General features: G+C 68.5%; 22 protein-coding genes. 9 read left to right on the top strand and 13 right to left on the bottom strand.

What is annotated here, in order from left to right:
- Positions 1–27 precede the first annotated feature (27 nt).
- Positions 28–894 carry a 3-hydroxyacyl-CoA dehydrogenase family protein gene (locus A5705_RS16750; RefSeq protein WP_156763145.1) on the bottom strand — a complete coding sequence of 289 codons (867 nt, stop codon included), beginning with the start codon at positions 892–894 and terminating at the stop codon, positions 28–30.
- A 164-nt stretch (positions 895–1,058) separates the two neighbouring features.
- Between A5705_RS16750 and A5705_RS16745 the strand changes: the two genes are divergently transcribed.
- Positions 1,059–2,450: an HNH endonuclease signature motif containing protein gene (locus A5705_RS16745; RefSeq protein ID WP_067883055.1), complete on the top strand. Its 1,392-nt coding sequence runs from the start codon at positions 1,059–1,061 to the stop codon at positions 2,448–2,450.
- A gap of 9 nt (positions 2,451–2,459) precedes the next feature.
- Here the strand turns inward: A5705_RS16745 and A5705_RS16740 are convergent, their stop codons facing one another.
- Positions 2,460–3,227, bottom strand: coding sequence for an SOS response-associated peptidase (locus A5705_RS16740; RefSeq protein ID WP_068278697.1), 768 nt, complete (start codon positions 3,225–3,227; stop codon positions 2,460–2,462).
- A 94-nt stretch (positions 3,228–3,321) separates the two neighbouring features.
- On the opposite strand from A5705_RS16740, the gene aroA reads away from it, so the two are divergent.
- Together aroA and rsgA are read left to right on the top strand one after the other, a co-directional pair.
- On the top strand, positions 3,322–4,614 hold the full coding sequence (gene aroA, locus A5705_RS16735) for a 3-phosphoshikimate 1-carboxyvinyltransferase (protein ID WP_197521289.1): 1,293 nt from the start codon (positions 3,322–3,324) through the stop codon (positions 4,612–4,614).
- On the top strand, positions 4,611–5,591 hold the full coding sequence (gene rsgA / locus A5705_RS16730) for a ribosome small subunit-dependent GTPase A (protein WP_068278696.1): 981 nt from the start codon (positions 4,611–4,613) through the stop codon (positions 5,589–5,591). The genes aroA and rsgA overlap by 4 nt, the downstream gene beginning before the upstream one ends.
- Positions 5,592–5,675: 84 nt before the next feature.
- Here rsgA and A5705_RS16725 read toward each other — a convergent pair whose 3' ends face one another.
- Entirely contained in the window at positions 5,676–6,149 is a 474-nt protein-coding gene (locus A5705_RS16725) for a helix-turn-helix domain-containing protein (protein ID WP_068278736.1), read from the bottom strand.
- Between the two features lie 94 nt (positions 6,150–6,243).
- Here A5705_RS16725 and A5705_RS16720 point away from each other — a divergent pair, with 94 nt between their 5' ends.
- A complete protein-coding gene (locus tag A5705_RS16720) occupies positions 6,244–7,425 on the top strand; it encodes an acetyl-CoA C-acyltransferase (RefSeq protein ID WP_067883052.1) in 1,182 nt (393 codons plus the stop codon).
- Positions 7,426–7,436: 11 nt separating this feature from the next.
- Here the strand turns inward: A5705_RS16720 and A5705_RS16715 are convergent, their stop codons facing one another.
- Positions 7,437–8,501, bottom strand: coding sequence for an aldo/keto reductase (locus tag A5705_RS16715; RefSeq protein ID WP_068278694.1), 1,065 nt, complete (start codon positions 8,499–8,501; stop codon positions 7,437–7,439).
- Positions 8,502–8,650: 149 nt separating this feature from the next.
- Here A5705_RS16715 and A5705_RS16710 point away from each other — a divergent pair, with 149 nt between their 5' ends.
- Entirely contained in the window at positions 8,651–9,469 is an 819-nt protein-coding gene (locus A5705_RS16710; RefSeq protein ID WP_231964553.1) for a helix-turn-helix transcriptional regulator, read from the top strand.
- 35 nt (positions 9,470–9,504) lie between these two features.
- Here the strand turns inward: A5705_RS16710 and A5705_RS16705 are convergent, their stop codons facing one another.
- Positions 9,505–9,837: a DUF732 domain-containing protein gene (locus A5705_RS16705; RefSeq protein WP_067883049.1), complete on the bottom strand. Its 333-nt coding sequence runs from the start codon at positions 9,835–9,837 to the stop codon at positions 9,505–9,507.
- Between the two features lie 280 nt (positions 9,838–10,117).
- Between A5705_RS16705 and A5705_RS16700 the strand changes: the two genes are divergently transcribed.
- The 3 genes from A5705_RS16700 (at position 10,118) to A5705_RS16690 (ending at position 13,893) form a co-directional block, all read left to right on the top strand.
- Complete coding sequence (locus tag A5705_RS16700; RefSeq protein ID WP_067883048.1) at positions 10,118–10,618, top strand: nitroreductase/quinone reductase family protein; 501 nt, start codon at positions 10,118–10,120, stop codon at positions 10,616–10,618.
- Between the two features lie 121 nt (positions 10,619–10,739).
- Entirely contained in the window at positions 10,740–11,978 is a 1,239-nt protein-coding gene (locus A5705_RS16695; RefSeq protein WP_068278692.1) for an FAD-dependent oxidoreductase, read from the top strand.
- 169 nt (positions 11,979–12,147) lie between these two features.
- Positions 12,148–13,893: a hypothetical protein gene (locus A5705_RS16690; RefSeq protein WP_156763144.1), complete on the top strand. Its 1,746-nt coding sequence runs from the start codon at positions 12,148–12,150 to the stop codon at positions 13,891–13,893.
- A gap of 27 nt (positions 13,894–13,920) precedes the next feature.
- Here A5705_RS16690 and A5705_RS16685 read toward each other — a convergent pair whose 3' ends face one another.
- The 6 genes from A5705_RS16685 to A5705_RS16660 all read right to left on the bottom strand — a co-directional run bounded on the left by A5705_RS16685 (position 13,921) and on the right by A5705_RS16660 (position 20,002).
- A complete protein-coding gene (locus tag A5705_RS16685) occupies positions 13,921–14,457 on the bottom strand; it encodes a hypothetical protein (protein ID WP_068278689.1) in 537 nt (178 codons plus the stop codon).
- Positions 14,458–14,525: 68 nt separating this feature from the next.
- Positions 14,526–15,815: a fatty acid desaturase gene (locus A5705_RS16680; protein ID WP_068278687.1), complete on the bottom strand. Its 1,290-nt coding sequence runs from the start codon at positions 15,813–15,815 to the stop codon at positions 14,526–14,528.
- Between the two features lie 86 nt (positions 15,816–15,901).
- The gene (locus A5705_RS16675) at positions 15,902–17,047 is read right to left on the bottom strand and encodes a ferredoxin reductase (protein WP_068278685.1); all 1,146 of its coding nucleotides are present in this window, start codon (positions 17,045–17,047) and stop codon (positions 15,902–15,904) included.
- A gap of 101 nt (positions 17,048–17,148) precedes the next feature.
- On the bottom strand, positions 17,149–17,682 hold the full coding sequence (locus A5705_RS16670; RefSeq protein ID WP_067883042.1) for a hypothetical protein: 534 nt from the start codon (positions 17,680–17,682) through the stop codon (positions 17,149–17,151).
- Entirely contained in the window at positions 17,679–18,539 is an 861-nt protein-coding gene (ppk2, locus tag A5705_RS16665) for a polyphosphate kinase 2 (protein WP_067883041.1), read from the bottom strand. Before ppk2 ends, A5705_RS16670 begins: the two co-directional genes overlap by 4 nt.
- Before the next feature lie 44 nt (positions 18,540–18,583).
- Positions 18,584–20,002, bottom strand: coding sequence for a wax ester/triacylglycerol synthase family O-acyltransferase (locus A5705_RS16660; protein WP_067883040.1), 1,419 nt, complete (start codon positions 20,000–20,002; stop codon positions 18,584–18,586).
- 223 nt (positions 20,003–20,225) lie between these two features.
- Between A5705_RS16660 and A5705_RS16655 the strand changes: the two genes are divergently transcribed.
- On the top strand, positions 20,226–20,723 hold the full coding sequence (locus A5705_RS16655) for an Rv3235 family protein (RefSeq protein WP_068278683.1): 498 nt from the start codon (positions 20,226–20,228) through the stop codon (positions 20,721–20,723).
- On the opposite strand, the gene A5705_RS16650 is transcribed toward A5705_RS16655, so the two are convergent.
- Positions 20,720–21,859, bottom strand: coding sequence for a cation:proton antiporter (locus A5705_RS16650; RefSeq protein WP_068278681.1), 1,140 nt, complete (start codon positions 21,857–21,859; stop codon positions 20,720–20,722). The two genes, A5705_RS16655 and A5705_RS16650, sit on opposite strands and share 4 nt — an antisense overlap.
- 4 nt (positions 21,860–21,863) lie before the next feature.
- The gene (locus tag A5705_RS16645) at positions 21,864–22,346 is read right to left on the bottom strand and encodes a cation:proton antiporter regulatory subunit (protein WP_067883037.1); all 483 of its coding nucleotides are present in this window, start codon (positions 22,344–22,346) and stop codon (positions 21,864–21,866) included.
- Between the last annotated feature and the right edge of the window lie 76 nt (positions 22,347–22,422).

Genomic DNA, 22,422 nt, shown 5'->3' with positions numbered 1-22,422 from the left:
TTTGGTCCCGAGCAACTGAGCGCCAGGTCAATACGTGTAGAAGCCCTGGCCGGTCTTGACGCCGAGCTTGCCGGCGTCGACATAGCTCTGCAGCAGCTCCCGCACGTGTTCCGGTAGGTGCGGGAACTCCTCGGCGTAGTGGTTTTCGATGTCCAGAACGACGTCGAGGCCGACGAGATCCATCATCTGGAACGGCCCGGCCGGCACCCCCCAGTTGACCTTGAACATCCCGTCGACGTCCTCCGGGCGGGCCACGCCCTCCGCAACCACGGCCAGACACTCACGCTTGATCGCCGCCCAGACCCGATTGAAGATGAAGCCGGTGCACTCCTTGCGCGCCTCGAAGGGAAAGACGCCGAACTCGGGCAGCACCGTCAGCAGCGTGTCGAGCAGCCCACGGTCGGTCTCACCGTCCGACATCAGGTCGACGGCGTTGGCCTCCGGCGGCATGTAGAAGTGGGTGTTGCAGAGGCGCGACTTGTCCCGCACGCTGACGGCCATCAGGCGCGACGGGTACGACGACGAATTGGTGCCGAAGATGGTGTCGGGCGGGGCCGCTTGGTCGATCTGGTCCCATGTCGCCCTTTTGATCTCGAGCTTCTCGGGGACGGATTCGACGACGAGCCAGGCGTCATCCAATGCCTCTTCGAGCGACCCCGCGCCGATCGCACCGCCCACGTCACCAAAACCCCGCTGCGCCAACACCTTCGGCAGCGTCTCGGTCACGTATTGGATCGCGGCGGCGCGCTGTTCGGCGCGGGGCGCGAAGATCCGGACCGTTCCGCCCCGGCTGGCGAACATCAGCGCTATGCGGCGGCCCAGCGTTCCCGCGCCGATCACCGCCACCGGGCGGTTCTGGATGTCCTCGAACGTGTAGGTGTAGGTGCGGGCCACACACGCATCCTAGGTCGCGTTGGCATGCATGGATCCGTCGCCGAGCGACAAAGATGCGCCGAAAGTTGCACCGGGGAGACAAAATCCAATTCACTTGGGCCACTTTGGTTTCAGTGGTCTCACGTCAGCCGTTTTTGTCGGTGGGCTCGAATAGTTTCGGGGCTATGGCTGGTGGTGTTGATCGCGAGGCGCTGACGGCGGCGCTGGATGCGATGGATGCCGCCTTCGACACGGTCGCCGGGTTCGACTGCACGGCGTTGACCACCCGCGAGCAGCTGGGGTTGCTGGAGCGCTTCGAAAAGATGCGCCGGCGCATCCCGGCCCTGGAGCACCCGCTGATCAACGCCGTGGGCCGCCAGGCCAGCCCCGCGGAGTTGGGCGGCACACTGTCGCACGCGCTGGCCGAGGCCACCCTGGTCAGCCGCGCCGAAGCCGCGCGGCGGGTCAAACAGGCCGCCGACCTGGGCCCACGCCACGGCCTGACCGGCGAACCCTTGCCGCCGGTGCTGCCGGCCACCGCCGCCGCCCAACGCCACGGCACGCTCGGTCCCGAGCAGGTGGCGGTGATCCGCAAATTCTTTCACCGCCTGCCCGGCTGGATCGACACCGCCACCCGCGGCCACGTCGAAGCCCGCCTGGCCAAAGAGGGCACCCGGTACCGGCCCGAACAACTGGCCGCCCTGGCCGAAACCCTGGCCGACTGCCTCAACCCCGACGGCACCTACACCGACAACGACCGCGCGCGGCGCCGCGGGCTGACGTTGGGCAACCAGCACGCCGACGGCATGTCCGAACTCCACGGCTGGCTGACCCCCGAACTGCGCGCCACCCTGGAAGCCGTACTGGCCAAGCTGGCCGCGCCCGGCATGTGCAACCCCCTCGACGACACCCCGTGCGTGGACGGCACACCGAGCCAACAGGCCATCGAAAACGACACCCGCAGCTGCGCCCAACGCCAACACGACGCGCTGCTCACCGCGCTGCGCGCCCTGCTGATGTCCGGCAACCTGGGCCAGCACAACGGCCTGCCCGTCTCGATCATCGCCACCACCACCCTGGCTGAACTCGAAGCCGCCGCCGGGAGCGCCCTGACCGGCGGAGGCACCCTGCTGCCCATGAGCGACGTCATCCGCCTGTCCCGCCACGCGCGGCACTACCTGGCCATCTTCGACCACGGCAAACCCTTGGCGCTGTATCACACCAAACGCCTGGCCTCCCCGGCCCAACGACTCGTCCTCTACGCCAAAGACCGCGGCTGCAGCGCCCCCGGCTGCACCGTGCCCGGCTACTACTGCGAAGTCCACCACGTCATCGGCTACGCCGTCTGCCGCGCCACCGACATCAACAACCTCACCCTGGGCTGCGGCACCCAACACCGCATCATCCAACCCGACGGCTGGACCACCCGTAAAAACACACACGGCGACACCGAATGGATCCCACCACCCCACCTCGACCGCGGCCAACCAAGAACCAACACCTACTGGCACCCCGAAAAACTCCTCCACAACGACGGGGACGAGGAAGACGAAGACCACAGCCCCGACGCGGCATAGCGATCAGCGCTACAGCAGCTTCATCTGCTCCGACTGCTCGCCGACCGGTTCGAGCAACTCCGGCCCGTTGTTGCGCACGTTGTTGACCAGTGTCGACACCTCGCGCATCCGGATGCCGTGCACGTCGGGTGTCCGGGCGAGCAGCTCCTCGTCGACCGGGGCGTCGGGATTCAGCCAGCGGTCCCAATCCCGGTCCGCAACCACCAGCGGCATCCGGTCGTGGATTTCGGCGAGCTCACCCGGCGCGTCGGTGGTGATGATCGTGCAACTCAGCAGCGGCTGAGCGTCTTTCTGGTCGTTGGGCTTCCACACCGACCAGAGCCCGGCCATGAACAGCGGCTCGCCATCCTCGCGGTACATGAAGAACGGCGTCTTCCGGGATTTCTTGCCATCGACGTCGGGATTGACGCGCCATTCGTAGTAGCCGTCCATCGGTATCAGGCACCGCTTCGACTTGGCGCTCGAGCGGAAGGCGGGCGAGCTGGTGACCTTGTCGGCGCGGGCGTTGATCAGCAGCGGGCCCTTACCCTCGGGTGCGCCGTCAGCGTCGGCCTTGGCCCAGGGCGGGATCAGGCCCCAGCGCATGAGCCGGACGCGGCGGGTGGGGTCGTCGTCGGGCTCGGTATGCCGGGTGACCACGGTCGCGATCGTCGTTGTCGGTGCGACGTTGAAGTTCGGCTCACCGGCGTTGGGCGCGGTTCCGGTCGCCTCGTCGATCGCCTTGATCTTCTCCGCCAGCTTCGCCGGATCCGTGGTCACCGCAAACCGCCCACACATAGCTCCATGGTGGCAGAGCCACGTAACTCCCATTGGGTGGCAGAGCACAAACTCCCATTGGTTGCAGAACGCGGTAACAGGCGATGATGTACCGGTGACCGCATGGACCGCCCCACAGGCCACCGCACCGGTGCACGCGACCGTGACCGTCGCGGGCTCGAAGTCGCAAACCAACCGCGCCCTGGTGCTGGCGGCGCTCGCGGCCGCGCAGGGCGGTGGCACCTCCACCATCACCGGGGCGCTGCGCAGCCGGGACACCGACCTCATGATCGGGGCCCTGCGCACCCTGGGCCTGCGCGTCGACGGGGCCGGACCCGACCTGACCGTCAGCGGCGAAATCTCACCCGGCCCCGGCGCCCGCGTGGATTGCGGCCTGGCCGGCACGGTCCTGCGTTTCGTGCCGCCGTTGGCGGCGCTCGCCGACACGGTCGTGGAGTTCGACGGCGACGAGCAAGCGCGGGCCCGGCCCATCGCGCCGCTGCTGGACGCGCTGCGCGGCCTCGGCGTGAAGATCGACGGCACCGGTCTCCCGTTCCGCGTCCAGGGCAGCGGAGCGGTCGCCGGCGGGACCGTGGCGATCGATGCCTCGGCGTCGTCGCAGTTCGTGTCGGGCCTGCTGTTGTGCGCGGCATCCTTCGCCGAGGGCCTGACCGTCGAGCACACCGGATCGCAGCTGCCGTCGGCGCCGCACATCGCGATGACGACCGTGATGCTGCGGCAGGCCGGCGTCGACGTCGACGACTCCGTCCCCAACCGCTGGCGGGTGCGCGCCGGCGCGGTCGCGGCCCGGCACTGGGAGGTCGAGCCCGACCTGACCAACGCCGTCCCGTTCCTCGCCGCGGCCGTGGTCACCGGCGGAAAGGTGCGCATCACCGGCTGGCCCGCGACCAGCGTGCAGCCCGCCGACAACATCCTGCACGTGCTGAGCAAGCTGAATGCCGTTGTGACACGGACTGATTCGTACCTGGAGGTGCGGGGGGCACCCGACTACCCCGGCTTTGACGTCGACCTGCGTGACGTCGGAGAGCTGACACCGTCGGTGGCGGCGCTGGCCGCGCTGGCGACCCCCGGGTCAGTGTCACACCTGTCCGGCATCGCCCACCTGCGGGGCCACGAGACCGATCGGCTCGCCGCGCTGAGCGCCGAGATCAACCGCCTTGGCGGCAATTGCGCCGAAACGCCCGACGGCCTGGTGATCACCGCGACGCCGCTGCGGCCGGGCACCTGGCGCGTGTACGCCGACCATCGGATGGCGATGGCCGGCGCCATCGTCGGGCTGCGGGTCGCCGGGGTCGAGGTGGACGACATCGGCGCCACCAGCAAGACGTTGCCGGAGTTTCCGCAGCTGTGGGCGCGCATGTTGGCCGATGGGGAGCCCGGCATGTGAGGCCCGGCGACTACGACGAGTCCGACGTCAAGGTCCGTTCCGGCAAGGGCACGCGACCGCGCACCAAGACGCGTCCCGAGCACGCCGACGCCGAAGCGGCGATGGTCGTCAGCGTCGATCGCGGGCGCTGGGGGTGCGTGCTGGGCGGCGACCCCGCCCGCCGGGTCACCGCCATGCGGGCGCGCGAGCTGGGCCGCACCCCGATCGTCGTCGGGGACGACGTCGACCTCGTCGGCGACCTGTCCGGGCGGACGGACACCCTGGCCCGCATCGTGCGCCGCGGCGAGCGCCGAACGGTGTTGCGCCGCACCGCCGATGACACCGATCCCAGCGAGCGCGTGGTGGTGGCCAACGCCGACCAGCTGCTGATCGTGGTCGCACTCGCCGACCCGCCGCCGCGCACCGGGCTCGTCGACCGGGCGCTGATCGCCGCCTACGCCGGCGGCCTGGCCCCGATCCTGTGCCTGACCAAGACCGACCTCGCCCCGCCGGAGCCGTTCGCCAAGCAGTTCCTGGACCTGGACCTGACGGTGGTCGCCGCGGGCGTCGACGATCCCCTGCTGGCGGTGGCCGACCTGCTCGAAGGCCAGATCACCGTGCTACTGGGCCATTCCGGGGTCGGAAAATCGACGCTGGTGAATCGCCTTGTGCCCGAGGCGGATCGGGCCGTCGGCGAGGTGACGGAGATCGGCAGGGGGCGGCACACGTCGACCCAGTCGGTGGCGCTCCCGCTGGAGGGCTCCGGGTGGGTGATCGACACGCCCGGGATCCGCTCCTTCGGGCTGGCCCACATCGAGCCCGACGACGTGCTGATGGCCTTCTCGGATCTGGCCGAGGCGATTCGCGACTGCCCGCGCGGGTGCGGGCACATGGGGCCGCCGGCCGACCCCGAATGCGCGCTGGACGCGCTGTCGGGGGCCGCGGTCCGCCGCGTCGCCGCCGCGCGCCGGCTGCTCGGGGTGCTCAACCAGACCTGACAAACGGGGCGAGCGTGCGCGTTTGTACGGCGACACGCCGTAAAAGGCGTACAATTGCGCACCCTCGGCGCCGACCGGTGGCGCTCAACCAGACTTGGCCAGCCGCATGCCCAGCTCGCCGGGCGGCACCAGATGCCCCTCGGCGCAACGGATTTCAACGCCCGCCTCGGCGCCGCAGCCCAGGTGGGTGAGCCGCAGGCGGTTGCTGCCCGGCAGATGGCGTCGGCCCCACTCGAACATCGCCCACACCACCGGCATGAAGTCGACGCCGGCCTCGGTGAGCACGTACTCCTCGCGGCCGCGCTGCCCGGGCTCGCGGTAGGGCCGCCGCTGAAGCAGCCCGAGGTCGACCAGTTCGGCCAGCCGCGCCGACGTGGCCGCCTTGGTGATACCGACCCGGCGGGCGAAGTCATCGAACCGGGTGGTGCCGTAATAGGCCTCGCGCATGATCAGCATCGCGGACTTGGTGCCGACCACCGCCATGGTCTTCTCGATCGCGCACTCCCCGACCGCCGACCATTTCTCGCGGTCCGCCAGCACGCCCTGCAGAAATGTCACGTAGATCACCTCCTGGTCTGGGTTGATTTTAGTGTACCTAGATGTTTACCTGGGTACAGCTAGACATACCTAGCGTTGGACTCGAGGAGGAGCCATGGTTCAAGGCCGCGACGCCGTCATCGTCGGTGCCCTCCGCACCCCTGTCGGCAAGGGCAAGGCCGGCGGCGCGCTGCACGACGTGCTGCCCGCCGACCTGCTGGCGCACAGCCTGCGCGAACTGGTGGCCCGCACCGGCGTCGACGCGGCGCAGGTCGACGACGTCATCGCCGGAGCCGTCACCCAGGTCGGCGACCAGGCCGTCAACATCGCCCGCAACGCGCTGCTGGGCGCCGGATTCCCCGAGTCGGTCCCCGGCACCACCGTCGACCGGCAGTGCGGCAGCAGCCAGCAGGCCATCAGCTTCGCCGCCCAGGGCGTCATCGCCGGTGCGTACGACCTGGTGGTCGCCGGCGGCGTGGAGTCGATGAGCCGCGTGGTGATGGGCAGCTCGGTGTTGCCGGGCAGCAACCCCTTCGGCAACGACATGGCGGCGCGGTATCCCGAAGGACTGGTGCCCCAGGGCATCAGCGCCGAACTGATCGCGGCGAAGTGGGGCTTCTCGCGCACCGAGCTCGACGAGTTTTCCGCGGCCAGCCATGAAAGGGCGGCCCGCGCAACCAAGGACGGGCTCTTCGACAACGAGCTGATCCCGATCGCCGGGCTGGAAACCGACGAGATCATCCGCCCCGCCACCACCGTGGAAACGTTGGCCGCACTGCAGCCGGCGTTCTACAGCGACGCCATGAAAGAGCGCTTCCCGCAAATCAATTGGGAGATCACGCCGGGAAACTCCTCGCCGCTCTCCGACGGTAGTGCCGCGGTCATGATCACCACCAGTGATAACGCCAAGAGGCTGGGATTGCGCCCGCTGGCCCGGATTCACACCGCGACCGTGGTGGGATCGGACCCACTGTACATGCTGACCGGAGTGATCCCGGCGACCGAAAAGGTGTTGCGCCGTGCCGGCCTGGCGCTGGCCGACATCGACCTGTTCGAGGTGAACGAGGCGTTCGCGCCCGTCGTGCTCGCCTGGGCGCACGACACCGGGGCCGATCTGGCCAAGACCAACGTCAACGGCGGCGCCATCGCGATCGGACACCCGTTGGGCGCCAGCGGCGCTCGCATCATGACCACGCTGGTCAACGCTTTGGAGCAGCGCGGCGGCCGCTACGGCCTGCAGACCATGTGCGAGGGCGGCGGCATGGCCAACGCCACCATCATCGAGCGTTTGGCCTAGGAAACCCGGCCTCAGCGGCGGGTTTCGATCTTCAGCTCGCCGGCGGTCACCGTGCGGAGGTGGTCGCTGGCGAGTATGTCGTGCGGAAAACCCGGTGCGATCGCGCTGGCCTCGTCGAGGCGCGCCAGTTGGGCGGCGTCGAAATCCACTTCCAGGGCGCCGAGGTTGTCCTCGAGCTGCGCGGCGGTGCGGGCACCGATGATCGGCGCCGTCACGCCCGGGTTCTGCAGGGTCCAGGCCAGCGCGACCTGGGCTGGGGGGCGACCCAGCTCGGTCGCGACCTCCTTGACGACGTCAGCGACGGCAAGGTTGCGCTCCGTCAGCGTGCCCAGCGCGAGGTTGAAGCTCTTCCGGGTGCCGTCGCCGGAAGCGACGCCGGCCGCGGCCAGGTCGTCGAGGCTGTACTTGCCGCTGAGCACCCCACCGGCCAGCGGCGAATACGGAACGACACCCAACCCCATCTCGCGTGCCATGGGAATCAAGTCTCGCTCGCCGGTCCGCTCGATCAGGTTGTATTCGATCTGCAGCGCGACCAGCGGGGACCAGCCGCGCAGATCGGCGATCGTCTGCATGCGGGAAACCTGCCAGGCCGGAGCGTTGGAGATCGCCACGTACAAGACCTTGCCCTGCCGGACCAGATCGTCCATGCCGCGCAGGATCTCCTCGGCCGGTGTTGTGAAGTCCCACACATGCAGATAAAGCAGATCGATGTAGTCCGTATTCAGCTGTCGCAGGCTGGCTTCCACCGAAGCGAACAGGCTCTTACGATGAGCGCCGCCGGAATTCGGATCGCGGGGCCGTCGTAGCGTACTGTACTTCGTTGCCAGCACCAGGCTTTCGCGGTTATGTGCGACAAATTCGCCCAGCAGACGCTCGGAGCTGCCATCCGTGTAGGTGTTGGCGGTGTCGATGAAGTTGCCACCGCGCTCGACATAGACTTCGAAAAGCTTCCGCGCCTCGTCCTGCTCGGCGCCCCAGCCCCACTCGGTGCCAAAGGTCGCGGCCCCCAACGCCAGCGGTGACACCCGGAGTCCGGAGCGGCCCAGCAGCCGATAGGTGTCCAGGGTGAGCGACATCGTGTCCTCCCATGCTCGTGATCGCTTTCGACAACGACGCTGTCACCGCAACCGGCAGGGGGTAAGGGAAAGAAGTTCCTGGGAACAGGAGTCCCACCCCGGCCGTTGGACCGCACGTGACTACCCGCACCGTGGACACGACACAGGAGATGGCCGCGTTCCTTAGGGCCCGACGGGAACGGCTGGACCCGCGTGATTTCGGCCTGCCGTTGCGGCGGCGGTCCCGGCGGACGCCGGGACTGCGCCGTGAAGAGGTTGCCGAACTGGCCGGGGTGAGCATCGACTACATCGTGCGGCTGGAACAGGGCCGCGGGCTGCGGCCTTCCGCGGACGTGATCGAGGCGCTGGCCCGAGCGTTGCGCCTGGGAGCCGAGGAACGCGCCTACCTCTTCGACCTGGCCCGGCGGCGCCCGCGCAACACCCACAGCCCGGCGACCGCCGCGGCGCCCCCGCTGGCGCAGCTGGTCGACGACCTGTCGCCACTGCCGGCCATGCTGATGAACCATCGCTTCGACATCCTGGCCTGGAACGGCGAGATGGCACGGCTGCTAGTGGATTTCGACACCCTGCCGCCGTCGCAGCGCAATGCGATGTGGCTGTGCCTGATGCATCCTGAGATCCGCGAGTATTACGTCGACCGTGACCGTGTCGTGCGGGAGGGGGTCGCCCACCTGCGCGCCGCCTGGGCCGCCCATCCGGATGATCGGGCCTTGACCGACCTCATAACCGAATTCACCACCCACGAAGACGAATTCGCGCGATTGTGGTCAGAGCGCGAGGTCAAGGTCAATGGCCGCGGGCGCAAGGCGATGCGGCATCCTGACGTCGGCGCGCTCGCGATTCACTTCGAAGTGCTCACGCCCCTGCAGGATACGGACCAGCGGTTGATGATCTGCCGCGCAGCGGACGACGAGAGCCGGGCGGCATTGGACCGGCTCTGCGCGGCGCCGAACGGTCCCGCGCGCTGAGTCGCCGCGTCAATCCGCGTTGTTGCGGCGCAACGTCAGTCGAATTTGCTCGAGTACTGCGGGCAGTAAACCCCCGTCGCCGCACCCATGATCTTGGCGAGGGAGGTGTCGGCTAATTGTGGCATCCCCGACTTCGCGTCGGCGAGCGTTTGCTCGAAGGTCATCCCTTTGGACCAGTCGGTGCACACCGCGTGCCCGATCTGGACCATCGTCGGGTCGGCGCCGCTCGGCCAGGTGATGCCCTTGTCCTTGAGCGTCGACAGGTAAGCGTCATCCGCCGAGTCGGCAGTCGCGAGCGGGGCCGTGACGACGGCGACACCACCCAGGACGGCGGCCAGCGGGCCGGTCAGTCGAGCGGGCTTCTTCATTCGTTGACTCCTCGGTGTGGACTACGGATTTCCAAGCCCCCTGACGCTCACGCGGCTGCAGCTAGATTAGCTGGATCCTGCCGGCTGGCAAATCGAAACGGCACGGATCCGACCAACACCAACGGTGACGGCGATGCCAGCGGCATCGGCCAGCCCTTATGGCACGGGCTACGTCCTTGCGCGGCCGCGTGCCGGCACATGGTTGCATGGTCAGCCTGGCAAAATCAGCGGACGGAGGCGCGGTCGTGCGGCCTCGCCTCGTTGACGGGAGGAGTCATCCATGAGCGACGCCGACGCGGCCGCGATCCGAGCGGAGCGCAGTGACTGGATCAGCGAGCACCTCGAGAGCTACCTGACCTCCGGCGGCACGCGAGGCCACATCATGGACCTGAGCGCGCTCGGGGGCCGCAAGCTGACCACGCACTGCTTGATCGAGGTTGTCGGGCGCAAATCGGGTAAGAGCTATGTCAGACCGCTGATCTACGGCAACGTCGGCGGCGAGATCGTGATCGTCGCATCCAAGGGTGGCGCCGACGCGCACCCGGAGTGGTACTTGAATGTCTTACAGAGCAACACGATCGGCGTTCAGATCGCCACCCAGGCATTCGAGGCGACCTGGCGCGAGCCCGAAGGCGAGGAACGGCACGAGGTGTGGGCGTACATGACTCACCTCTACCCGCCGTACCTCGCCTATCAGAGGTCGACGAGTCGGCAGATCCCGCTGGTGATGTTGGCGCCCGTGCGGGCGATCGACGTCTTCTCTGCGGAGCATTCAGGGTAGCCGCCGTCCATCCGGGCGATGCGGCTGAGACCTGTGGTGGTAGCAGGGACATCACCAGCCGTGATGTGATACGACGCGACGCGATCCGCCCTGTCGAAGCCCGTCGGAAGCGAAGAACACAATGACCGAACCGAAATCCACCACCTGCGCGATCGCCGGAGGTGGTCCCGCCGGAATGATCCTCGGGCTGCTGCTGGCCCGAGCCGGCGTCGAGGTCACCGTGTTCGAGAAGCACCCCGACTTCCTCCGCGACTTTCGCGGTGACACGGTGCACCCGGTCACCCTGCGCTTGCTCGACGAACTCGGGTTGTTTCACCGCTTCGACGCCCTGCCGCACAGCAAGTTCGAGAAGGCCGAATTCGACATCAACGGACGGCAGGTCACTTTGGTCGACTTCCGCCGCCTGCGCCTGCCCCATCGCTATATCGCGCTGGTGCCGCAATGGGATTTCCTCGATCTGCTCGCCGAGGCGGGCAAGGACGAACCCACGTTCACGTTGCGGATGCAAACCGAGGTCACCGGGTTGCTGCGCGACGGCGACGCCATCACCGGGGTGCGCTACCTCGGGCCCGACGGGCCCGCAGAGTTGCGCGCCGACCTCACCGTGGGCTGCGACGGCCGCACGTCGACCGTGCGCCGCGAGGCCGGATTGACCGCGCGCGAGTACCCGGTGCCGTTCGACGTCGGGTGGTTTCGACTCGACCGCAAGACCGAAGTGAAATTTCAACTGACGCCGCGCACTTCGCCCAGCCTGACTTTGGTGCTGATCCCGCGCGAAGGGTACTTCCAGGCCGGATGCTTCCTCCCCAAAGGGGGTGAGCAACAATTGCACTCCCGCGGGTTCGACACTTTCCGATCTCAGGTAGCTGAATTGGTGCCCGAGGCCTCGGTGCAGAACCTCAGATCGTGGGACGACGTCAAAGTTCTCGACGTGCGGGTGAACCGGCTCCGTCGTTGGTACAGGAAGGGACTGTTGTGCATCGGGGACGCCGCCCACGCCATGTCCCCGGCCGGCGGGGTCGGGATCAACCTCGCGATCGCCGACGCAGTGGCCGCCGCACGGATCCTGGCCGACCCGCTGCTGGCCCACCGGCTCACCACTCGGAACCTGGCCGCGGTCCAGCGGCGCCGGAAGCTCCCCGCGGCAATCACCCAGGCGGTGCAACAGGCCGCAGGGCGAGTCCTCATCCCGGTCGTCCTGCGTGGCGAGATCAAGCCACCGCCGCCCCTGATCACCAACGCCGCCGCAAGGCTTTTCGGCTGGATCCCCTCGCTGGCGGTGATCCCCGCCTACGCGGTCGGCGTCGGCCCGCTCCCCGAGCACGCCCCGCAATTCGCGCGGCGAACCGAGTCGAAGTGAGCGACTGAAGTCGTACCTCATTGCCGGCCGCGCGCAGCAGCTCAGCGCCGCAACGAAAATCGATGCACACCCGCGCTGCCGGCCATCAAGGCGATCAAGGCGTGGACCAACGCTCGCGGTGCGAATTTTGCCCTGGACCGACGGGGACGGATGTAGGCACCATTATGGGGTGCCAGATGCCATCGATCGGTTCATGTGGGGCTTCCAGAGCCCATTCCGGGGTTCTGTGGAGATCGCGCTCCGCAGTTCGCTGGAGGCGCTCGGCGTATCCGCCGAGCCGACGGTCTTCCTGATCGGGCTGCCGAGGAAGAAGGGGTCGGGCCATCCGTTGTGCGTGGAGCCCGAGGACGGGCTGATCGTCCCGGCCGACTTTGACGGCCTGTTTGACCGGGCCGCCGAGCTCTACCGCCAAAACGGCGAAACCACAACCGAATTCAGCTCGCCGGGGGTGCGGGAGAAGCGGCACCAGGAACTGCGCCACCGCGCCTACACCACGGCCATCGGTGAGGTGCTCGAGGGGAAGCTTCGACCGGGTCTGCGGTTGGTCGTAGGACTGCCGGCACCCGTGGAGCAGCACCTCGTGTTCGCGGCGATCGGACTGCCCGACCGAGTGCACCACAGCACCCCGCACCTGCTAACCACGACGGCGGGCGGCCACCCCGTCACGCCATCGCTCGTCCATGGCGCGGTTGACGAGATCCTTCGCCTGAGCAGGCGGGCACTGTACGAACCGCACGCCGGCTCGGGGCTGAGCATCGGCCACGACCCCGCGGATGTGGCGAGGGCGGCGGGCAGGGCCCTGACCCGTTCGGCCACCTTGTTGGCCGGCAACGACACCTGGACCGACTTGTTCGATGGGCTGAACCGGGTGTCGACAACACGGTACGAAACGCGGGTGGGCGTCGGATCGCTGCTACTCGCCGACGCGCGCTCGGAGCACATCGACCGCTCGGTGACGCTTCGCTCCCCGGTCCCCGTCAGCGAGACCCGAACACTCCGAAAGCTGTTGGAGACCAGCAGCTTCCACGGCGAGTCGCTGCTCACCGACGGCAACGAGGTTTACGGATTCGGACGGCAGCGGCCGGATTATCCCGAAACGTCCGAGTCGGTTTTCCAGGTCGTCGTTCTCGGCGACGGCATCTGGGAGTTGAGCCACGCCGGCGTCCGGCTGGTGACCGTGCAGTTCGGAGCCGCGCGGCTGCCCGACCAGCCACTGCCCCCCGAACGGCTCGACGACCTCTGCGGCCGGGTGTTCCAGCAATACGACGGCGGCGCTTTGTGGGACCTCGCCACTGCGGCGAGCAGGGCCGCACATGGAACCATGCTTGTCATCTCCGAACGCGCCGCCGAAGAGGCAGCCCGGCTGGAAAGCCAGGCGCTGACCATCGAACCGACAAGGCTGGACCAGGAATTCGTCGGAAAAGTCACCGGCATCGATGGCGCTGTGCTCGTCGACCCGTCCGGGTATTGCCACGCGATCGGGGTCATCCTGGACGGCACCGCCACCAGCGAGGGTGACCGTTCCCGCGGCGCGCGGTACAACTCCGCGGTGAAGTACCTCGCTCATGCCCGAGACGCGCGGATGCCGACCGTGATCCTGCTGGTGTCGGAGGACGGCATGATCAACCTCTTACCGGACCTGCGGCCCAGGATGCGTCGCAGCGAGCGGGATGCCCTGCTCGCCGCGCTGCGGGAAGCGGCGGCCATCGATCCGGTCCACCCCGAAGAGTTCTACAAGGCGTACCGGCGGATCGAGGCCAAGGCGTTCTACCTCTCGCCGGATCAGATCTCGGAGGTCAACGCCCTGATGGACGACCACTGGGAGCGCCGCATGGCAGACGGCGCCAACGTTCGCACTTTCGAGCACCCTCTCCGCGCCGACCCGGAAATGACCGAGGAGTACCTCATCGACTAAAGGCGCGGGACAAGCCACCGGGCGAAATCAGAGCCAGCCGGTGCGGGCCGCGGCGACCGGCTCGGGTGGCGACGGGGCTAACTCGCCGACCCGCACGCCGTCGAGCATGCGCTTCACCGCGGCGACGATCTCCGGGGCCGCCGCTGCGAGCCCGGCCTTATCGGCTTCGGGAACCTCGTCGGGGTCGACGCCCGCCCGGGCCAGCACGGCGGCCGGGTCGGCCAGCTGGCCGGCCAGCCAGCCCACCGGGTCGGCGGACAGCTCGGGGACGAAATGCCGGCGCCCGGGCTCCCACCCGTCGAAACGGGGATGGTGATGGGCCCGGTCCAGCGTCCCGGGCGGGCTCTCGGTGGACCCGAACAGGTCCACCCGCCACACCGGGCGCGCGAAGGTGATCGGGACGCCGGCGTAGATGGAGCCACGGGGCTCGTCCCGCTCGATCAGCCGAAGTTCCAGCCTGACTCCCCGTTCCGGGGTTTCCTGACCTTCGAGCGGGCGAGGGTCGACGAAGTACATGTCGCCGACGACCAGACCGAGGGCTTCGAATCCGAACGCTGCAAGCATCGCGCACCTCTCCTCGTACCTTGTCGAGGGTAGCCCAGGCGATGCGGCGCGCGGGACGGTCGGATGTTTCAGGCCGCCAGGTCGGCGGAGTCCGCCTGCGCGCCTTGCCTTTTGGCGCGCTTGGCGCGCCGCCAGCCACGCACGGTCGCGATGGCGGTCTTGAGGCCGCGCCGCCGGCCGGTCTGCGGGTCGGTGCCCGCGAAACCCGGCTCCAGTTCGGCGAACATCCGCTCGCTACGCGTCTCCGGCGCGTCGTCGGCGTCGTCGCGCAGGTATTTGTTCGGCAACGACAGCTTGGCCAGGGTGCGCCACGTCTTGCCGTACTGCAGCAGGAAAGAGCCGGTGGTGTAGGGCAGGTCGTACTTGTCGCAGAGCGCGCGGACCCGCACCGAGATCTCGTGCAACCGGTTGCTGGGCAGGTCGGGGTACAGGTGGTGCTCGATCTGGTGGCAGAGGTTGCCGCTCATGAACCGCAGCGCCGGACCGGCTTCGAAGTTGGCGCTGCCGAGCATCTGGCGCAGGTACCACTGGCCCTTGGTTTCGCCGATCATGTCGGTCTTGGTGAATTTCTCCGCGCCATCGGGGAAGTGCCCGCAGAAGATGACGGCGTTGGCCCACACGTTGCGGATCACGTTGGCGGTCGCGTTGGCCGTCAGCGTCGACCGGTAGGTCGCGCCGGGCGACAGCGCGGTCAGCGCCGGGAACGCGACGTAATCCTTGAGCACCTGGCGGCCCGCCTTGGCCAGGAACTCGTCGACCCGCTGCCGGGCGTCGTCGTTGTCCATACGTTTCTTGGCGATCTTGCCGAGCTCCACGTGCTGGAGGCCGACGCCCCATTCGAACCCGAGCGCCAGCAGGGTGTTGTACAGCAGGTTGAACATGTTGAAGCGCTTCCAGCGCTGGTCGCGGGTGACCCGCAGCAGGCCGTAGCCGACGTCGTCGTCCATCCCGAGGATGTTGGTGTACTTGTGATGGACGAAGTTGTGGGTGTAGCGCCAGTGCTTGGACGACCCGCTCATGTCCCACTCCCACGTCGAGGAGTGGATCTCGGGGTCGTTCATCCAGTCCCACTGGCCGTGCATGACGTTGTGGCCGATCTCCATGTTCTCGATGATCTTGGCCACGCCCAATGTGACGGTCCCGGCCCACCACGCCGAACGGCGGGAACTGGCGGCCAGCAGCAGCCGGCCGGCCACCTCGAGCGCGCGCTGCGCGGCGATGGTGCGACGGATGTAGCGGGCGTCGCGCGCCCCGCGTGAGTCTTCGATGTCCTGGCGGATCGCGTCGAGCTCAACGGCCAGGCTTTCGATGTCGGCGTCCGTCAGATGGGCGAATACGTCGACGTCGGTGATCGCCATCGTCTTTCTTCTCCCTGCGGTCGTTGTCCGGTCACTTACCTACGTTATCGTAACCTACGAAGGCGTAGGTTACCTGTGAGTAGCCTTTAGATGTCGAGCACACAATCCCCGGAGGCGGCCGACACACACGTCTGGATTCGCGTGCCGGGCTCGTGCTCCGCGCCGGTCCTCAGGTCCCGGACGTGGCCGTCCACCAGGCTGACGACGCACGATTGGCAGATGCCCATCCGGCAGCCGAAGGGCATCTGCACACCGGCGCCTTCCCCGGCGTCCATCAACGAGGTCGCCGCGTCCGCGGCAACGGCGCGCCCGCTGCGCGCGAACGTGACCGTCCCGCCGGCTCCGGCGGGCGCCGCCTTGGATACCGCGAATCGCTCCAGGTGCAGCCGGTCGCCGATGCCGGCCGACGACCACACCTTCTGGGCCGCGGCGAGCATGCCCTCCGGCCCGCACGCCCAGGTCTGGCGCTCGCGCCAGTCCGGCACCTCGTGGTCCAGCGTGGCGAGATCCAGCCGGCCCTGCCTGCGGGTCTCGCGCACCTGCAGGCGATAGCCCGGCTGGTTGGCGGCCAGCGCGGCCAGCTCGGCGCCGAACATGACGTCGGATTCGGTGGGCGCCGAATGCAGGTGGGTGATGTCACCGATTTGGTTGCGCCGCACCAACGTTCGCAGCATCGACATCACCGGCGTGATCCCGGACCCCGCGGTCAGGAACAGGATCTTCGGCGGCGCCGGATCGGGCAGGACGAAGTTGCCCTGCGGCGCGGCCAGCCGCACGATGGTGCCCGGCTCCACGCCGGCCACCAGGTGGGTGGACAAAAAGCCTTCGGGCATCGCCTTGACGGTGATGGTCACCGTGCGCGGCGCGGCTGAGGTCTCGGCCGGGCTCGACGTCAGCGAATACGACCGCCAGCGCCAGCGCCCGTCGACCAGCAGCCCGATCCCGATGTACTGGCCCGGCTGGTAGTCGAAGCTGAAGCCCCAGCCCGGCTTGATCACCAGCGTCGCGGAATCTTCGGTCTCGCGGCGCACCTCGACGATGCGGCCGCGCAATTCGCGGGCGGACCACAGCGGGTTGGCCAGGCGCAGGTAGTCGTCGGGCAGCAGCGGCGTGGTAATGCGGGCTGCCAGTTTGCGCAGCGCGTGCCAGCCGGGATGCCGGTCCGCCCCGGCGACGACCGGGCGCTTGGTGTCGACGACATTCGCGGTGATCGGCGCGTATTTCTTGCTCATCCGAAACTCCTGCTCACGACGCCCCTCACAAAGGCTACGGTACCGTAGGTTACGTCGGCGCAGCCAGACGCGCGCGCCAGGATTGCGTCACATCGGGCGGGTCACAGCAGGTCGAGCAGGAACGGCAGCTCCTGGTTCGCGTACCAGGCGAGGTCGTGGTCCAAGGCATCGCCGACGACCAGCTCGGCGTCCTCGTCGCCCAGGTCGGCGTCGTCGATCACCTCGATCGCCCTGGTGACGTCCGGCTCGGCGGCGGCGTTGTCGACGTAGGCCGCGACCACCTGTTCGATCGTGACCGGGGCGGCCAGTCTGACGACGGCGTCGTCGAGATCGGGGCGGTACCTGGCCCCGGATTCACCCCAGTCGACCTCGGCGGCCAGCACCGCCCGCCGGGGTGGCAGACCGGCCTGGCCTTCCTGCGCATGGTGGTCCTCTTGGGCGGCCAGCAGGCGCAGCGACGCGAGCGCCGCTTCGCGCAGCGCCACGTCGGCGAGCTCGTCGTCGTCGCCCTCCGCGTAGGCCTCGCGCAACGCCGGCGTCACCGCGAACGCGGTGCCGTTGACCGGCCACAGGGATCCGTCGGTGATCAGCTGCTGCAACATCTCCAAGGTGGCCGGGATGTAAACCTGGATCATTTCTTCTCGATCAACGTGGCCGCATGGTCGTCGACGTACTTCGACAGCTCACGCGGCGGCCGCTGATAGTTCGCGCTCACCACCGGGTGCTTGGGCAGTTTGACCTTGGGCCGCTCCACGTCGTGATACTCGATCGTCGACAGCAGGTGGGCCATCATGTTCAGCCGCGCGTGCTTCTTGATGTCGGATTCCACGACATACCAAGGGCTGATCGGGGTGTCGGTGTGCACCATCATCTCGTCCTTGGCGCGCGAATAGTCCTCCCACCGATACAACGATTCCATGTCCATCGGGCTGAGTTTCCATTGCCGGACAGGGTCATTCAGCCGCGCGCGGAACCGGCGCAGCTGTTCGTCCTCGGACACGGAAAACCAATACTTGCGCAACAGAATCCCGTCGTCGATCAGCATCTGCTCGAAGATCGGCGTCTGCCGCAAAAACAGCACATACTCCTGCGCCGTGCAGAATCCCATCACCCGCTCCACGCCGGCGCGGTTGTACCAGGACCGGTCGAAGAGCACGATCTCGCCCTTCGCGGGCAGGTGGGCGATGTAGCGCTGGTAGTACCACTGGCCGCGTTCGCGATCGCTCGGGGCGGGCAACGCCGCGATGCGGGCGACCCGGGGGTTCAGGTATTCGGTGATGCGTTTGATGGTTCCGCCTTTGCCCGCCCCGTCGCGGCCTTCGAAGATGATCACCAGACGCGCGCCGGTGTGCCGCAGCCACTCCTGCAATTTCACGAATTCCGTTTGCAGCCGGAACAATTCGGCCCCGTAGACGGCATTGGAAATTCGGTGTGCGGGCGGCGCGGTCGATTTGCTTTCGCTCGGCTTGCCGTCATTTGTCGCGGTGCTCACAATTACGAATCATAGAACCGGGCACCGATTTTCACCCCGACTAACTAGCGGGAAGCTTCCAGAAGTTCCTCGAGGGACTGCTTCAACAGGCCCGGCAGCAGGTCGACGTCGCTCATCGCTTCGCGGTCGGCGTTGATCCCGAAATACAGCATGCCGTTGTAGGACGTCACGCTGATCGCCAAGGCCTGGTTGGGCAACAGCGGCGGGACGGCGTAGGTCTCCAGCAGTTTGGTGCCCGCGATATACATCTGCGACTGGGCGCCCGGCGCATTGGTGATCAAGAGGTTGAACGTCAGCTTGGAAAAGCTCGGGAAGCTGGTGGCGACCCGGATGCCCATGGCGTGCAGGGTGGGCGGCGCGAAACCCGAGAGGGTGACGATGGTCTGCGCGTCGACCAGGCTGGCCGACGTGGCATTCGACTCGGTGGCGTGGGCGATCTGCGACAGCCGCACCACCGGATTCGCCTCCCCCACCGGCAGATCCACCAGGAAAGGCGTGACCTGACTCATCGTCTGGCCGGGCCCGGACGCGTCGAGGTGGTCGTCGGCATACACCGACAGCGGCGCCATCGCGCGGATCGTCGCGGTGGGCGACACCGCCACCCCGCGGGACAGCAGCCAGTTGCCCAGCGCGCCGGCGATGACGGCGAGCACCACGTCGTTGATGTCGCAGTCGTAGCGCGCGCGGACGGCGCGGTAGTCCTCGAGGCTGCCGTGAGCGACCGCGAACCGCCGGTGCCGCGACACGGTGGCGTTGAGCGGGCTGCTGGGCGGGTTGCCCCGCGCCACCGCGCGCGCGATGTCGACGACGCGGCGGCCCGCGTCGAGCAGCTCGCCGTAGTTCGTGACCGCGCCGGCCACCGCGGACCCGACGGCCTGCAGCTGCGTGCCCGGCCCCGCCAGCCAGTCACCGACGGCGCCCAGGACCAGCCGGGTGTTGCCGGGGTCGCGTTCCGGTATCCAGATGTCCTCGGGAAACGGCGGCGGGCGCCGCGTCCGGTCGGCGATGACATGGCCGATCTCCAGCGCGGTCATGCCGTTGATCAGTGCCTGGTGGGATTTGGTGTACAGCGCGACCCGGTTTTTCGCCAGGCCCTCGACCAGGTACATCTCCCACAGCGGCCGCGACTTGTCCAGCGCCCGCGCGGCCAGCCGCGCGACGAGCTCGTGCAGCTGCTCATCGCTGCCCGGCGAGGGCAGGGCCGAGCGCCGCACGTGGTAGGTGATGTCGAAGTCGTTGTCGTCGATCCACACCGGGCGGGCCCCCGGGAAGCCCACCTCCCGGACCTTCTGCCGGTAGCGCGGGATCTGGGGCAGCCGCTTCTCCACGGTCGCCAGGAGCGTCTCGTAGCTCAACCCGGCGCGCGGTCGCTGCAGGATGGACAGCGATCCGACATACATCGGGGTGGCAGTGTTCTCTAGCCGATAGAAGGAGGCGTCCGCGGGGGACAGCCGGGCCACCATTACGGCGTTGTCCTTCTTATCAACTCGCCCTCGGTTCGTTTAGTGGACTGATGTACCCGCCCACCGTAATCGTCCCGCCGGGACGGAGCTCGGCGCGGGTGCGGGTGGGCTCCGCCGGCGCGGATACGCGCCCGCTCGACCTGTGCCATGATGACCACTGACCACCGGCGTCTGCCACTCTCCAGCAGGCTCTTACGCGACCGTTCGAGTTGGAGAGTGCGCCTTGACCGTCTTCGCCGTGACGCCCGTCGTCGACTACGAGCCTCCCGGAAGTGACGTGCGGCGGTGCCGGCAGCCGTCCCCCGCCTCCCCGCGTCACCGTGCGCCCCGCCGGGCCCGCACCACCCAAACGGGGCGACCACCACCGCAGGCGCCGACCTCCGCGCCGATGCGTGCCGCGGGCGCCTTCGCCGATGCCGCCCTGCGCCGGGTGCTGGAAGTCATCGACCGTCGCCGCCCCGCCGCCCAGCTGCGGCCCATGCTGGCCCCCGGCCTGGTGGAATCCGTGCTGGCGATCGGCCGCTCGGCGACCGGCCACGCGCGCGGGCACTCCGGCGCCGCGGTGCTGCGCCGGATGCGGCTGCAACCGTCCGGGCACCGGGAGACCGCGGCCGAGGTTGCCGGGTCGTACAGCCGCGGGGACCGCATCCATGCCATCGCCTGCCGGGTGGAGCAGGCGCCCACCGGCGAGTGGCAGGTGGTGGCGCTACACATCGGCTAGGGCCGGCGGGAGCCGCCGACGTAACGGGCCAGCGCCGGGCCGGCGATCGCCATCACGAAGACGTACGACGTCGCCAGCGCCGCCACCGCGGGGATGGAGGCGCCGACCAAGCCGATGATGATCAACGAAAACTCGCCCCTGGCGATCAGCGCGGTGCCCGCGCGCAGCTGCCCGCGCCGCGCCACGCCGTCGCGCCGGGCGGCGACCATCCCGGTGACCACCTTCGTCACGGCGGTGACGGCGGCCAGGGCCAGCGCCACCGGCAGCATCGGCAGCAGCTCATGCGGGTCCACCGACAGGCCGATCGCCAGGAAGAAGATGGCGGCGAACAGGTCGCGCAGCGGGCCCAGCACCCGGCGCGCCCGGTTCGCCGTCTCACCGGTCAGGGTCAGCCCCACGAGGAACGCGCCGACCGCCGCCGACGCGTGCAGGACCTCCGCCACGGCCGCCACCATCAGGGTGATCCCCAGGACCCGCAGCAGCAGCTGCTCGGAATCGGGGTGTTCGACCAGCCGGCCGACGTGGTGGCCCCAGCGGTAGGACGCGGCGAACGCCACCAGCAGCGCACCGACGGCGGCCGCCATGCCGGCGACCGCCTGCACCCAGCCGCCGCCGGACGCCAGGACCGCGAACAGCGGCAGGTACGCCGCCATCGCGAAGTCCTCCAGCACCAGCACCGACAGCACCGCCGGCGTCTCCCGGTTGCCCAGCCTGCCGAGGTCCTGCACCAGGCGCGCGATCACGCCCGACGAGGAGATATAGGTGACCCCGGCCAGGGCCAGGATGGCCACGCCGTCCAGGCCCAGCAGCCAACCGGCCACGGCGCCGGGTGTGGCGTTGAGGACGAGGTCGACGCCGGCCGACGGCAGGTGGTGGCGCAGGCTGCTGGCGAATTCGGTCGCCGAGAATTCCAGGCCGAGGGTCAGCAGCAACAGCACGATGCCGATGGGCGCCGCCGTCTCGATGAACTCGCCCGCCGCCGCGACCGGGAGCAGGCCACCCTTGCCCAGCGAGAGGCCCGCCAGCAGGTAGACGGGTATCGGTGACAACGCGAAACGCCTTGCGACGGTGCCCAATACGGCCAGCGTGGCCAGGAGGGCGCCGAGTTGAAAGAGTAGCGCCCCCGAAACCTGCATCGGCTCAGCCCTTGTCGATGATCTGCTCGACGCCGGCGATGCCGTCTTCGGTGCCGATCACGATCAGAACGTCTCGCGCGTGCAGCATTTCGGCCGGACCGGGCGAGGCGAGCACCTGCTCGTCGCGCACGATCGCGACGATCGACGCCCCGGTGCGGGTGCGGGCGCGGGTGTCGCCGAGCGGGTGGCCCACGAACGGGCTACCCGCGACGATGTGAACCTGTCCCGTCTCGAGTCCGGTGACCGCCCTGGACAGCTCGGTGAACCGCTCGGCGATGCGCGGGGCACCCAGGATCTGGGCCACCGCCTCGGCCTCGTCGTCGGTCAGGTGAAAGACCGGCCGGGCCCGGTCGGGGTCGTCGGGGCCGTACAGGACGACGTCGAAGTCGCCGCCGCGGCGTGCGACGATCCCGATGCGCTCACCGTTGTGGCTGGTGAACTCGTAGCGGAGACCGACGCCCGGCAGCAACACCTCCTTGACATCCATACCGTCCATGCTTACCAGCCGGGCGGCGCTTTTCGTAAGCGGACCGCTTGCCGCGAGCGTAACGACACCGCGGAAA

Source organism: Mycobacterium sp. E787, assembly GCF_001668725.1.
GTDB lineage: Bacteria > Actinomycetota > Actinomycetes > Mycobacteriales > Mycobacteriaceae > Mycobacterium.
This window is presented reverse-complemented; position numbering and strand designations above follow the sequence as displayed.

Bases quoted from the DNA above. Each gene is read 5' to 3' on its own strand.
- A5705_RS16745 (WP_067883055.1), top strand. From the start codon at position 1,059: ATGGCTGGTGGTGTTGATCGCGAGGCGCTGACGGCGGCGCTGGATGCG.
- A5705_RS16740 (WP_068278697.1), bottom strand. From the start codon at position 3,227: ATGTGTGGGCGGTTTGCGGTGACCACGGATCCGGCGAAGCTGGCGGAG.
- A5705_RS16720 (WP_067883052.1), top strand. From the start codon at position 6,244: ATGGTTCAAGGCCGCGACGCCGTCATCGTCGGTGCCCTCCGCACCCCT.
- A5705_RS16715 (WP_068278694.1), bottom strand. From the start codon at position 8,501: ATGTCGCTCACCCTGGACACCTATCGGCTGCTGGGCCGCTCCGGACTC.
- A5705_RS16710 (WP_231964553.1), top strand. From the start codon at position 8,651: ATGGCCGCGTTCCTTAGGGCCCGACGGGAACGGCTGGACCCGCGTGAT.
- A5705_RS16705 (WP_067883049.1), bottom strand. From the start codon at position 9,837: ATGAAGAAGCCCGCTCGACTGACCGGCCCGCTGGCCGCCGTCCTGGGT.
- A5705_RS16700 (WP_067883048.1), top strand. From the start codon at position 10,118: ATGAGCGACGCCGACGCGGCCGCGATCCGAGCGGAGCGCAGTGACTGG.
- A5705_RS16695 (WP_068278692.1), top strand. From the start codon at position 10,740: ATGACCGAACCGAAATCCACCACCTGCGCGATCGCCGGAGGTGGTCCC.
- A5705_RS16685 (WP_068278689.1), bottom strand. From the start codon at position 14,457: ATGCTTGCAGCGTTCGGATTCGAAGCCCTCGGTCTGGTCGTCGGCGAC.
- A5705_RS16680 (WP_068278687.1), bottom strand. From the start codon at position 15,815: ATGGCGATCACCGACGTCGACGTATTCGCCCATCTGACGGACGCCGAC.
- A5705_RS16675 (WP_068278685.1), bottom strand. From the start codon at position 17,047: ATGAGCAAGAAATACGCGCCGATCACCGCGAATGTCGTCGACACCAAG.
- A5705_RS16670 (WP_067883042.1), bottom strand. From the start codon at position 17,682: ATGATCCAGGTTTACATCCCGGCCACCTTGGAGATGTTGCAGCAGCTG.
- A5705_RS16660 (WP_067883040.1), bottom strand. From the start codon at position 20,002: ATGGTGGCCCGGCTGTCCCCCGCGGACGCCTCCTTCTATCGGCTAGAG.
- A5705_RS16650 (WP_068278681.1), bottom strand. From the start codon at position 21,859: ATGCAGGTTTCGGGGGCGCTACTCTTTCAACTCGGCGCCCTCCTGGCC.
- A5705_RS16645 (WP_067883037.1), bottom strand. From the start codon at position 22,346: ATGGATGTCAAGGAGGTGTTGCTGCCGGGCGTCGGTCTCCGCTACGAG.